Raw genomic sequence first — 13,354 nt, 5'->3', positions numbered from 1 at the left:
ATGAGCCTTTATTCGTCGTGCAATTATGCAGAACATTGTCATTATCGAACAATTAAGAAAGGACTTGATGATTTCGGCAATTGACCGGAAATTGCAAACAAAAACTGTTGGAACATGAAAAATCATCTGCAAAACGGCTGGCAATGCCTGCAAGCTGGCAATTTTTTTGACGCGCACGAGCATTGGGAAATCCCGTGGAAAACCATGTGCGGACACGAGCGCAGCTTTTGGCAGGCGATGATCCAACTGAGCGTCGGTGCGCATCATTTTGAAAACGGGAATTTGACCGGTTGCAGAAATTTATGGGGAAAAGCGTTGCGGCACTGCAACACAATTATTGCGTATCGATTAGCGATCGACGAAACCGCCGTTTTGCAGCTCCGCGATGCGATTTGCGATTTCCTGAAATCGGTGGAAAAAGGAGAAAATCCGCTGTTGCAGGTTCGGGAATTTGCCAATCGGACCATCACGGAAAAATGGCTGGCATTCAGGTGAGGAGGGAGAGTGTTATCGTGTTATTGTGTTTAGGTGTTATAGTTTTTTTTGATGGTATTCGACGAAGTTAATTGAGCCCTGAGCCTGTCGAAGGGCGGACACCGTTCGTATATAATCACCCATCCATCCAATCAACTTCCCGCAGGTTTGAAAAACTTTCGCTGCGAAAGCAGCGGCAAACAAATCACAAAAAATAGCGCCACATACAGCCAGCCCATTCCCTCAAAAGCGCTGCCGTATCCGAATGCATCAATTCCCCAGCCCAAAAATGGACCGATACCCGCAAACGCCAGCCGCACGCCCAAACTGGCAACGGAATTTGCGGTCGCCCGCATGTCCGCTTTTACGCGGGAATTCAGCGCATCGCGGAGCACTACCTGATTCAACCCGCGCGAAAATTGGAACAGCAGACCAGCGGCAACGCCGATCAATCCGGGTAACATTGCCATTCCCAAATAACCGGCAACGGGCAACAGCGCGATCAGCAAAATTGCGGTTGTGCTGCCCAATTTTTCTTCAATAATATGCGCCGCACGCCCGGAAAGCGCCACCGTCAGGTTGAATCCTGCCCACAAATAGCCAAACCAACTGAGCGGAATATCCATCGATTGCCAATAGCCCTGATACGCCCAAACCGCCAGTAGCGTTGCAACGCCGTAAATCACCAGATTTAAAATGATAAAAGTGAGCAGCTTGGAATGCTGAAACAGGGAACGATAAATATAGCGAATATTTTCCGCATGCTTTTGGCGATCCATCAATTGGCGCGGCGGTTCGAACAGCGTCAGCCCGATGACAAACGGCATCCACGCGGTTACCGCGTTGATTTGCGCCGGCAGATACAACGATACCGCCGCAGCCGCTCCGCCGATGAGCGCGGCAATGGTTTCGCCGATCTGGCTGTAAAAAACTTTTTTGCCCAAGATTCTGTTTTGATTGAACTTGCGGTCTTCCAGCAGTTCGATGGAATCGTAAATCAGCGCGACATCCGTTCCGGAAATGAGGCTAACGGCAATTGACATCGTGATTTCGAACGTGCAAAATCCCGCGAAACTTTCGCTCATCATAAAAATGGAATACGCCGTGCCGCTGAAAATCCCGGCGGCAACGATCGTATTTTTTCGTCCGAGCAAATCGGAAATGTAGCCGGAAGGCACTTCGAGAATCACAACCGAAATCGCAAAAATGGATTGCAGGAGGTAAATGTCGCTCATCGAAAGCCCGTGCATTTGCCAATACGGCACGATCACGGGGATGATCACCAGAAACATGTAAAAAAAGTTTAGCAGCAAAATTTTGGGAATATTCGCCTGCAAACGACGCTGTTGATCATCCATTGTGGCGCTTTCATAAAGCGGTTACGGTTCAAGTTCTTCCAGTTGAACCGGTTTTCTGCTGCTGATTTTTACGGGCACGACCGCCGGTTTTACCGCCTCAACTTGCGGTGCAGACGAGCGTTTCCGGTTGATGATCAACACTACTGAAAGAATAATTATCGCGCTGGCGATGGCTGTTTGGGTCGTTACGGGTTCATCCAAAAACAGCCAGCCGAGGAACACCGCAACTACCGGATTGACGTATGCATAGGTTGAAACGCGATCTGCCGGCGCAACTTTCAGCAGCCAAATATAGCAGCTAAAACCGATCATCGAACCGAAGATAAGCAGATACAGCCACGCCAAAAAAGAACTTTGTGAGATATTTGCGAACGAAAATTCCGCCCATTCGCCGCGCGCCAGTCCCGCGAGAAAAACCATCCCGCCACCGGCGATCATTTGCATGCCGATGCCCTGCAGCTTCGATTTCGGCAAATACGCGTTCCGCGAATATAGCGATCCTGTGGACCAGAGAATCGCCGCCAGCATCAGCGCAAAAATACCGACAGGTTCAAATGCCATCAGCTCGCCGCTGTTTTGCGGACGCACCAGCAACGCGATGCCCACAAATCCGAGTGCGATGCCCGCGAAAACCCGTCCGCTCGGTCGCTCCTGTTTTTGCCAGAGCCAATCCATCATCACCATCCACAGCGGCATGGTTGCGATAATCAGAGAAGCGATGCTCGACGGCACATGCTGTTCCGCCCACGCCACGCTGGCATTGCCGCCCAGCAGCAAAAATCCGCCGACGATAGCGGCGCTGCGCCAGTGTCGCAAGTTCGGGCGTTCCGCACCTTTCAACACTGCCCACGCATACAAAATCAATCCGGCGACAATAAACCGCGATGACGACATAAAATATGGCGGAATTGTCGCAATTGCGTATTTTATACCGAGATATGTTGATCCCCATAGCAGGTAAAGCGTGCCGAGTCCCGCCGCGATCCGTACCGATAATTTTGAAAAAAATGTATTGCTCATGATATTTTCCTCAGTTTTCGCGCTCCAAGCTAACGCGATTTTTAGACATAAACCACCCGAAAGTTGCGCACCTAAAAATTGTTACCGGTGATCAAAATTTCCGGCAGCGATTCGTACCGGAAAGCGCCGGGAAAATCAGCTTCAACCTGTTTCTGTTTGCCGCTCCATTCGCGAATTTCCAGCCGGTAAACCGTGGTGCGTTTCAATTCCTCCGCCACCACCGGACGGTAATCCTTTCCCGGCTGCAGATGCGGGAAATACTTATCCAGCAACAGTTGCAACGCGTTTGCGGCTTCGTTTTCATCATCGATAATGTGCAGCTCGCCAAACACCGCCACCCCGCGATATTCCACGCTGAAATGCAACGCCTCTTCCGCCGGAAGCAGTCGCCCCATTTCGCTGACGCTGAAACAGACCTGCGAATGTTTCTGCACGTTGCTGCGGGTGCGCCCGGTTTTGGCGGTGTGAAAATAGATCGCGTGTGCTGCCGCATCGAACACAAAAATATTGCTGTTGATAAACGGCTGATCGCCGGAAATTGTGGCGAATGCGCCCATCGGTGCGCGTTGCAAAAAATCGCGAATCCAGCCGTCGTCGGTGACCGCGCGATCCGCACGGCGCACTTTGCTGATCGGTTGTTCGCTGGCAGGTTTCGGCATCTGTTTCTCCTTTTTTTAATCGATGCAGGCATATTCTAAAATAAAATCGGCTTGATTACAAGAGCCATTTTTGATAAAATGATGATACCAATTTATTAGGGTGAATAGGTGGATGAGTGGATGAGGGATAAGGCATTTCGTCCGCCCTACGACAGGCTCAGGGCTCAATGGGCACCGTCGAATCAAATTAAAAAACACAAAAACACAATACTGACATGCCAAAAACCAAACGCGAATTTGCGCTCGCCGGACTGAAACTGGACGCTTCGGCGAAAAAATCGCTGTATCTACAATTATATGAAGCGCTGCGGCAGGCGATTTTGGAAAAACAACTCCGTCCCGGGGAGCAGTTGCCGCCCACCCGCGAGCTGGCAACGGATCTCTCGGTTTCCCGAACGACCGTGCTGCTGGCGTTCGATCACCTGCTTTCCGAAGGCTACATCGAGGGGAAAAGCGGTGCCGGAACCTTCGTCAGCGAAACGATTCCCGAAGATTTGCTGGAAGTCTGCACCGATTCCGTCGCGAAAACCGCGCCGTTCAGCGTGCTGCCGAAAATTTCCGGTCGCGGTGAACGGATCAAACGCGTTTCTGTTTTCACCCGGAAAATGCGGGTAAATCTGCAACCGTTTCGCCCGGGAATTCCGGCGCTGCGCGAATTTCCGCAGCAATTGTGGACGAAATTGCTCGCTCGAGAAAGTCGTTCAATTTCAATGGAAACATTGGGTTATGGTGATCCGTGCGGCTTCCGTCCGTTGCGGGAGGCAATTGCCGATTATCTGCGGATTTCCCGCGCGGTGCGCTGCGATGCGGATCAGGTGATCATCACCAACGGTTCGCAGCAAGCCATCGATCTGGTCAATCGCGTGCTGCTCGACGAGGGCGAAGCCGCATGGACGGAGGAGCCGGGATACAGCGGATTCAAGGAATCTGTTGCGTCGCTCGGCGGTCGGTTGATTCCCGTCAAAGTGGACGAAAAAGGGCTGTGCACCACCACCGGAAACGCTGCCGATCCGGCGGCGCGGCTGGCGTATGTGACGCCTTCGCACCAATATCCGCTCGGCGTAACGATGACTCTTTCGCGGCGCATCCAGTTGCTCGACTGGGCGGCGAAATCCCGCGCATGGATTTTGGAGGACGATTACGACAGCGAATATCGCTACACCGGTCACCCGATTTCCTCGCTGCAGGGGCTGGATCGCAACGGCTGCGTCATTTACATGGGCACGTTCAGCAAGGTGCTGTTTCCGGGGTTGGGATTGGGTTATCTGGTGGTGCCGCATTCGCTTGTGGATGCGTTTGTCTCAGCGCGATCGCTCAGTGAGCGGCAGGGCAGCGTGATCACGCAAGCGACGCTGGCGGCGTTCATCGAGGAAGGGCATTTTGCCCGGCACATTCGCCAGATGCGCATGTTGTATCACGAGCGGCGGGAAATGTTGCTGGCTGCGCTGGATCGCGATTTGGGCGGTGCATTGTCCATTTTTCCGACCGAAACGGGATTGCAGGTTACTGCAAAACTGCATCGCGGCAGCGATCTGGATTTAACCGAAAAAGCGGCGAAAATCCCGCTGGATGTGCGGGCGCTTTCCACCTACTATCACGATGAAAAACAATCGGTTAACGGGATTGTTCTGGGCTTTGCCGCATTCGACGAAACCGAGATTGCCAACGGCGTGCAATCGCTGGCAAAGTTGATTTCCGGGTGATTTTCGATGGGAATCCCCGCGTGTGTTCCACAAATTTTCTTTGATAAAAAAAGTGAAAAACTTTAGCCACAGAGCCACCGAGGGCGCAAAGGAGATACGTTGTTCGTTTTCAAATCTCTGTGCACTCAGTGTCTCCGTGGCATTGGTTTATGAGATTTTAAGGAATGCCAAAAATTATCGAACCAGCAGCATTTTCCGCTGCTCGGAAAACCCGCCGACGTTCAGCCGGTAAATGTAAACACCGCTGGCAACTGCTTCGCCAACATCGTTGCGGCCGTCCCACTGCACGGTTTTGAATCCGGCAGGTTGAGCGTCGTTCACCAATGTTCTGATTTTCTCGCCTAAGCTATTGTAAATTTGCAACTTCACATCGCTGGAAATAGCGAGTTGGTAGCTGATTTCCGTTACCGGATTGAAGGGATTCGGGTAGTTTTGATACAATTTGAATCGCTGCGACACCGGCAGTTTTTCCGGCGAAATGCCCACCACTGCGCTGCTGTCGAAAGAGGTAAACCGCACGCCGTCCGCAACGATAAACGTGCCGTTATTCGCCGCGTTGGAGATGATCACTTCGTCCGCGGATGTGCCGCTAAAGCTGTATTCGCCGATGAGATTCCACTGCGCCGTGCTGCCGGTTTGGTCCACCCGAACCGTGTCTGTGCCGTTGGCGTGGCGCACCACAACCGGCGTATCCGTGCAGCGATTGGACGACGCCACCCACCACGCATACACCTGATAAGTTGCCGCCGCCGGCAAATTCGGGCGAAACACCGCGTAATTGCTGCCATCGCCTTTGCTGTTGAGTTGCGCAGGCGTGCCGCCCCAAAATCCGGGATTGGCGGACGGAAACCAGCCGATGCCTTCCAGCGATGCGTTATCATCTTCCGTGTCGATAATTTCTTCAAAAACAGGTATTTGCGGCAAATTTAGCGAATCGATGTGGGTGATCGCCAAAATCGATGGCACTGCGCGCTGGAACGTGCCGCCCTCCGGGCGATTGATCAGCGTGCCGCCAACGGCCATCTGCGATGAGCCGCCGCCATCGAGATTCATCGCTTCAACGCAGCCGAGTTCGATCATGATATTCGCCAATTCCGGCAAGCTGACGCCGTTGCTCCAAGTGCTGCTGCGCCCGTCCGCGACCAGCATAATGACGCGATTATCAGCAGTGAATCCAACCGCCGTTCGCGGATCGCTATTATCGAAACCCACGCCGGAACCGAAAAACACTTCCTGATTGTAAGTGATTTCCTGCATCCCGTTTTTTACGAGCGTTGGCCCGCCGCCGATGCCAATCAGCGCATCGCGATATTGGATGCCATCGCTGGAATCGGGTGGCGGGGCAGGGGAGCCGGGCAAATTTTGGGTGGGCGCGTCAAAGCGATACAACCCGCCGATGGTTCCGTCAAAATGGAAAACCCAGTCAACGGACGGTTCGAATTGATCGTTGAATCCGAAAAAGCTGCGCGTGAGCGTAAATTGCTGCCCGTCGCGGTTGACGACCGCGATATTTTGTGCCAGCACTTCTCCGGGATAAACCACAGTAGATACAGAGCTTGTGCCGCCAAAATATCCGCCGTTGACCGCCGCGTACGCGCCAACCGATTGGGTGAAACTGGTTAACCCTTTTAGCGAACCGAGATACGGTCGGACGATCAAATCCGGTTGGTTCAAATCAGCTTCCAGATACCACGTTTTCAGCAACGGACTGCTGCGCTCACCGGCGAATAACTTAACGCCTGCGGGCAAATTGTGCTGGCTGGTCACGTCTGTCCAATTGATATTCGATTGGGCACCCAAAAAGCTGCTCAATATCAACAAAAACAATAGTTTAAAGTATTTCATAGTTTATCCCGAACACAATAGAAGTTGACAATTGTTTAACTCGTTTTTCTGCCCTAAAATACGGTTGATTTGCCCAAAAATCCTCCAAAATTCAATTTAAAACCACATCAGAATTAGCCATTTGAAAAAATCTTGTTTTATCGAAGCGGGTACGGTATGTTTTTCGCTGAAACCGGGAGACGCCATGACATCCAAAAAATATCCACAGTTGAGTGGCTTTTTTTCGCTGATTTTTGCAATTGCCGCGCTGCTGTTTACCGCCTGCCAACAGCCGGAAAATACCAAAAATCCGGTGCCGGAATGGGCGAAAAGCGCCATTTGGTATCAAATTTTCCCGGAACGATTTGCCAACGGCGATCCCGCCAACGATCCCAAACCGGTCGATTTTGCGAACAGTTGGCCGTATGTCGTTTCCGAAAACTGGCAAACGCATCCGTGGACATCCGATTGGTACGCGCTGCAGCCGTGGGAGGCGGAAGTGCAGTGGAAACAGCACTTTACGTGGGCAAAACCCGGTGCACCGAATCACAATATCAACGCCGGTGCGCGGCGCTACGGCGGCGATCTGCAGGGCGTGATCGACCGTCTGGATTATCTCCAAAAATTGGGCATCACTGCCATTTATTTTAATCCGCTGTTCGAATCGCCATCGCTGCACAAATATGACGCGGCGATGTATCATCACATCGACAACAATTTTGGCCCGAACCCGGAAAAAGACCGGGAGATTTGGGCAACCGAAAATCCCGCCGATCCGGCAACCTGGCAATGGACGAGCGCAGACAGCCTGTTTTTGCAACTCATCCAAAAATGCCACGATCGCGAAATCAAAGTGATTATCGATGGCGTGTTCAATCACACCGGCAATAATTTCTGGGCGTTCCGCGATGTGCTCGAAAATCAGGAAAAATCGCCGTTTGCGGATTGGTACATTGTCCATAAATGGGACGATCCCGCGACGCCGGAAAACGAATTCGATTACGGCGGATGGGCTGGCGTAAAGGATTTGCCGGAATTTCGCGAGGACGAAAACGGGCTGGTGAGCGGTCCGCGGGCGCACGTTCGGGCGATCGTTCAGCGCTGGATGGACCCGAATGGCGACGGCGATCCTTCTGACGGCATCGATGGCTGGCGGCTGGATGTCGCGGAAAAAGTGGACATCGCATTCTGGAAAGATTTTCAAAAATGGGTGAAAGCGATCAATCCGAATGCCTACACCACCGGCGAAGTCTGGTGGGAAGATTGGCCGAACAACCGCATGTTCAATGCGGCGCCGTGGTTCGATGGCGCGTTCGATGCCGTGATGAATTACCGCGTTGCCCGTGCAATCAAACATTTTGTGATCGACCAAAAAACCGGCACAAACGCGACCGGATTTGCCGATTCGCTGCGAACCATTTTGCGCGATTACCCGTTCGAAAATATGCAGGTTTGCATGAATTTAATGGACAGTCACGACACCGACCGATTGGTTTCGCAGATTGTGAATCCTGATCGATGGTTTGATCACGAAGCGAATCCGTCGCAAAATGCCAATTACTATGCCCGAAAACCGAACGCGGAAGCTGTGCAAAAACAAATACTTATCGCGGGATTGCAAATGACGCTTCCCGGCGCCCCGATGATTTATTACGGCGACGAAGCGGGCATGTGGGGCGGCGACGATCCCGATTGCCGCAAACCGATGGTTTGGCCGGAAATGGCTTTCGAACCGGAAATTTACAATTTTGATGGCAGCACGCACGCGCCGGACAGCGTTTCTTTCAATCGCCAATTGTTCGGCAAATACAGCTTTTTGATCGGGATGCGAAAGGCACATCCGCTGCTGTCGCGCGGCGATATGTCGTTTATCGCCACCGAAAATCAGCCGCGGGTTTTGGTGTTCAGCCGTTCGCTGGGCGACGAAACGGCATATGTTTTCGCCAATAGTTCGGCGGAGTCGCAAACGGTTCAGACATCGTTTTTACCGCAAAATTCATATTCGGATCTGGCAAGCCCGCTGCGAAAATTGATACCAAATCCGCAGTCGCTCACACTCGCGCCGTATCAATTGATGGTTCTGAAATGATGTGTAAATTTCAAAAATGCTCAGGGATAAAATGATAAAAAACAGATATTTGGGTGATAAAATTTATGAGTAGTAAACCAACGGCTCCATCGCTGAAACGGCTGCTGTTTTGGGTGGCAACGCTGCTCATTCCCATTCTACTGCTGCTGGTTGCGGAGGCGTTTCTTCGGGTGATCGATTACGGTGGAACGGCGCCACTTTTCCGGCAGGAAGTTCGATTTGGCATTCCCAAATGGGTGGTGAACGCCAACGTCGCGCAGCGATATTTCAATTTGCCGCCGGAAATGATCCCCGAGGCATCCTCCGATGTCGCTTTTCCGGTGAACAAATTGCCGGGAACCGTGCGTATTTTTTGCCTCGGCGGTTCCACCACGGCAGGATTTCCGTTTGAAATTAATGCGAATTTTCCCTTCCAATTGCAGCACCGGTTGAAAAAGGCATATCCAAATAATGTAATCGAAATTGTGAATTTGGGTATCTCCGCGGTGAACAGTTTTACCGTGCTCGATTTATTGCCGGAAATTCTGGAAAAACAACCGGATGGCTTGATTATTTATATGGGTCACAACGAGTTTTACGGCGCTTTTGGCGTCGGTTCCACCCAATCGGTCGGCAGTAATCGCACCCTGATTTTAACATATCTGGCGTTCAAAAAATGGCGGATTTTCCAATTGCTGGAAAATGTGATCGGGCAATTCAGCAATCGCCAAAAACCGGGTGAAACCGCAGAGTCGCTGATGCAGGCAATGGCTGCGCGGCAGGAAATTCCGCTGTACGATCCCGCAGTTGCGCAGGCGCGCGATAATTTTGCGGCAAATCTGCAGGAAATTGTGCGAACGGCAAAAGCGGCTAACGTGCCGGTTGTGCTGAGCACGTTGGTGAGCAATTTGCGCGATCATTCGCCGTTTATCAGCAAATTTGCGGAAAAGCAGGACGAAACCACCCGGAACCGGCTGAATGCGCAGTTGCTGGAAGCACACGGATTGGTTGCCGCAGGTCAATTGGAAAAAGCGGCATCGCTGCTGAACGCCATTGCGGCGGTGGATTCGGTTTCTGCTAAATTGCATTTTCTGCGGGGCGAAATTGCCTTGAAATCCGGCAAAACGGATGCAGCATTTGGCGCGTTTTCCCGCGCCCGCGATCTGGATTTGCTGCGGTTCCGCGCACCCTCGTTTTTCAACGATGTGATTCGAACTGTCGCAGAAACAGAGCAATTGCCATTGGTCGATTTGGCGGCAGTTTTCCGGGCAGCCAGCCCGGAAGGTATTCCCGGTAACAATTTGTTTTTAGAACACTTGCATCCAAATTTTACCGGCTACCAATTAATGGCGCAATCGTATGCAATCGCGCTCCGGCAACTGAATTTTCCGCGATTGACGCCTCAGCCGCCGGCGGTTGATTTGTTCGGGAAAAAAGACATTGCGGATATTTTGCAATCGTTCCGCGCAGACAGCGCCGGTGTTACGCCGCTGGATATTGAGTTTGGCAATTTGCGCAATTTTCAGCTGATGCAACGCTGGCCGTTCAGCATTACGCCGCTATCTATCGATGCCTATCAGCCGGTTGGCGACAGCCTCACCAAAGCGACGGCAATTCGTCATTTGCGGCGGGAAACGTATTGGGATTTCGCCCATTACGAGCTCGCGGAGGCGTATCAATCCGCCGGAAAAACGGCGCGCGCGCTGCGGGAAATCCGTGCGGTTGGCATTGCTTTCCCGGAAAATTATGTGCCGGATATGAAAACCGGCGATCTGCTGTTGCTGCAAAATGATCTGGAAAATGCCCGGATTGCGTACGAAAAAAGCTTGTCGAAATCGCCGTCGAACCCGGCAATTATCATAAAATTGTCCAACACGCTGGTGTTGCAAACGCGATTTCAGGAGGCGATCGAACGGCTGAACCGGGCATATGCCGCAACAAATCTTGACAACAACCAAAAGGTTACAATGTTGTATTTACTGGGTTTAAGTCATGCGAATTTACGAAATTTCCAGCTGGCAGAACGTGCGTTGAACGAGGCACTGGCAATCCATTTGGATTTTGCTCCGGCGTTAAATTTGTTGCAGCAAATCCGTGATTTTCAGCGATAACGCCAATCACCCGCTCTGTTGACAAACGAGCCAAATTTGAGTAATATTGATCGCTATGGCAAAAAAATCTGACAAAGGCTTTTTTTTCACCGTGAAAGAATACCTTAAAAAATCCCTTTTTTTTGTGGTGATGCTGCTGATTCCGGTCGCTTTTTTTGTGCTGCTGGAACTCGGTTTGCGGCTCTTTGGATTCGGCGACAGTTACCCGCTCGTCAAGACCGCGGAAATTTTTGGGAAAGAGCGATATGTCGTTAATACGGAGGTTGGGCGGCGATATTTCAATTTGCCGCCGGACAAAACACCACAGCCGCTCGCCGAATATTTTGACATCGAAAAGCCCGAAAAAACGATGCGATTGTTCTGCCTGGGCGGTTCCACCACCGCCGGATTTCCGTTTGAAATGAATGTTACGTTTCCGTTCCAGTTGCAGTACCGGTTGCGGAATGAGCTGTTCGACGGATGGGCGGAAGCCGTCAATTTGGGCATCGCCGCGGTGAACAGTTACACCGTGCTGGATTTGCTGCCGGAAGTGCTGGAATTGCAGCCGGACGGGCTGATCGTTTACATGGGGCACAATGAATTTTACGGCGCGATGGGCGTCGGTTCCACCCAAAATGTGGGCAACAATCGCACGCTGATCCGCTGGTATTTGCAATTGCGGCGGATGCGCACATTTCAGTTGATGCAGCAACTTATCGGGTGGATTTCCCCGCCGGCGGCTGGCGATGCGGAACAGCAAAAATCGATGATGCACGCGATGGCCGGCGAACAAGCCATCCCGTTCAATTCCGATACATTTGAAACCGCCTGCGACAATTTTGCAGCGAATCTGACCGAAATTGTGCAACTGGCGAAAGCCAAAAATGTGCCCATAATATTGTGTACGTTGGTTTCCAATCTCAAAGATCAGCGCCCTTTTGTGGCGGATTTTTCGGCAGATATCGATGAACGGTCCCGGCGCAGCGCCGATAAATTGCTCACCGAAGCCGAAAAATTGCTGGACGGCGGTTATCCGGAAGCCGCGCTGAAAACGATCGGCGAAATTATGGAAATTGATACCACGCATGCGCTGGCGTACTACCTCGCCGGGCAGGCGCAACTGGCGCTCGGTGATAGCGTTGCCGCCCAAAAATCGTTCGTTTTGGCGAAAGATTTTGATTTGCTGCGGTTTCGCGCACCGGAAAAATTCAATGAAATTATCACCGAAATTGCCCGTTCGGAAGATGTGCCGCTGGTGGATATGGCATCCGTTTTCCGTGCCGGAAGCGCCAAAAAGATTACCGGTAAAGAACTGTTTTTAGAACACTTGCACCCCAACTTTAATGGCTACCGGTTGATGGCGCAAACCCTGACAGAAGCGTTGCGAACGATTCAAATTATCAATCCGCCAAAACCGATCGGCTGGCAGCGGAACCTGATCACGCCCAAAATTCCTGAAATACTCAACAAATTCCGGACGGACGATGGCGGCGTAACCGATCTCGATCTCGAATTCGGTTATCTGCGAAATTTCTGGCTAATTAACCGCTGGCCGTTCCCGGAAAAAAATGTGACGCTGGCAAATTATCCCCCGCACGGCACGCCGGAAACCAGAGCAATTGCCATCAAACGGTTCGAAAATAATTCGCCGTGGGAGCAATCGCATTACGAAATGGCGGAAATTTACGCCGCCCGCGAACAATTCAAATTGGCAGAACTTGAATACCGTGCTGTGCGGCTGCGGTTTGTGGAAAATGTGCTCCCGGTGATGAAAATGGGCGACATGAATATGCTCAATCAGGATTTTAAAAACGCCATTTTCTGGTACGAAAAAGCGTTGGAAATGACACCCGATAACCTGTTGATTTCCGCAAGGTTAGGGCGTTCTTTTGCGGCGTTGAATAATTTTAACGCTGCCCGGAAGCACCTCACAAAAGCGCTTTCCGGCGATGATGCAGATGATGTTTTTACAGTGCTGCAACGCACGGAGATGTATTATCTTCTCGGCGTTAGTTGCGCCAATTTGCGGGATTTCCCGGCAGCGGAAGCGGCGCTGCAACAATCCCTGAAACTGATGCCTGACTACCCTTCCGCGCGGGAACTGATGTCAAAAATCCGGGTGTATCAGCAGCAAAATTAATAACTTAAGTGTGATGTT

At 51.6% G+C, this 13,354-nt stretch carries 9 protein-coding genes; 5 read left to right on the top strand and 4 right to left on the bottom strand.

Annotation, left to right across the window (positions count from 1 at the left end):
- Nucleotides 1–114 precede the first annotated feature (114 nt).
- Entirely contained in the window at nt 115–495 is a 381-nt protein-coding gene (locus H6629_02710) for a DUF309 domain-containing protein (GenBank protein MCB9066709.1), read from the top strand.
- 131 nt (nt 496–626) lie between these two features.
- Here the strand turns inward: H6629_02710 and H6629_02705 are convergent, their stop codons facing one another.
- From H6629_02705 to H6629_02695, 3 genes are all read right to left on the bottom strand, one after another.
- On the bottom strand, nt 627–1,832 hold the full coding sequence (locus tag H6629_02705; protein MCB9066708.1) for an MFS transporter: 1,206 nt from the start codon (nt 1,830–1,832) through the stop codon (nt 627–629).
- Between the two features lie 21 nt (nt 1,833–1,853).
- Nucleotides 1,854–2,852: an EamA family transporter gene (locus tag H6629_02700; protein MCB9066707.1), complete on the bottom strand. Its 999-nt coding sequence runs from the start codon at nt 2,850–2,852 to the stop codon at nt 1,854–1,856.
- Nucleotides 2,853–2,923: 71 nt separating this feature from the next.
- Entirely contained in the window at nt 2,924–3,511 is a 588-nt protein-coding gene (locus H6629_02695) for a pyridoxamine 5'-phosphate oxidase family protein (protein MCB9066706.1), read from the bottom strand.
- A gap of 215 nt (nt 3,512–3,726) precedes the next feature.
- Here H6629_02695 and H6629_02690 point away from each other — a divergent pair, with 215 nt between their 5' ends.
- Nucleotides 3,727–5,214, top strand: coding sequence for a PLP-dependent aminotransferase family protein (locus H6629_02690; protein ID MCB9066705.1), 1,488 nt, complete (start codon nt 3,727–3,729; stop codon nt 5,212–5,214).
- Between the two features lie 174 nt (nt 5,215–5,388).
- Here H6629_02690 and H6629_02685 read toward each other — a convergent pair whose 3' ends face one another.
- Complete coding sequence (locus H6629_02685) at nt 5,389–7,059, bottom strand: phosphodiester glycosidase family protein (GenBank protein ID MCB9066704.1); 1,671 nt, start codon at nt 7,057–7,059, stop codon at nt 5,389–5,391.
- 184 nt (nt 7,060–7,243) lie between these two features.
- Here H6629_02685 and H6629_02680 point away from each other — a divergent pair, with 184 nt between their 5' ends.
- The 3 genes from H6629_02680 (at nt 7,244) to H6629_02670 (ending at nt 13,336) form a co-directional block, all read left to right on the top strand.
- Entirely contained in the window at nt 7,244–9,127 is a 1,884-nt protein-coding gene (locus H6629_02680; protein ID MCB9066703.1) for an alpha-glucosidase C-terminal domain-containing protein, read from the top strand.
- 65 nt (nt 9,128–9,192) lie between these two features.
- Nucleotides 9,193–11,217 (top strand): tetratricopeptide repeat protein, encoded by a 2,025-nt coding sequence (locus tag H6629_02675; GenBank protein MCB9066702.1) that lies wholly within the window; start codon nt 9,193–9,195, stop codon nt 11,215–11,217.
- 55 nt (nt 11,218–11,272) lie between these two features.
- Nucleotides 11,273–13,336 carry a tetratricopeptide repeat protein gene (locus H6629_02670; protein ID MCB9066701.1) on the top strand — a complete coding sequence of 688 codons (2,064 nt, stop codon included), beginning with the start codon at nt 11,273–11,275 and terminating at the stop codon, nt 13,334–13,336.
- Nucleotides 13,337–13,354 lie beyond the last annotated feature (18 nt).

This window comes from Calditrichia bacterium (genome assembly GCA_020634975.1).
Taxonomy (GTDB): Bacteria; Calditrichota; Calditrichia; order RBG-13-44-9; family J075; genus JACKAQ01.
The sequence above is the reverse complement of the archived record's forward strand: the minus strand, read 5'-3'. Positions and strand labels throughout refer to the sequence as shown.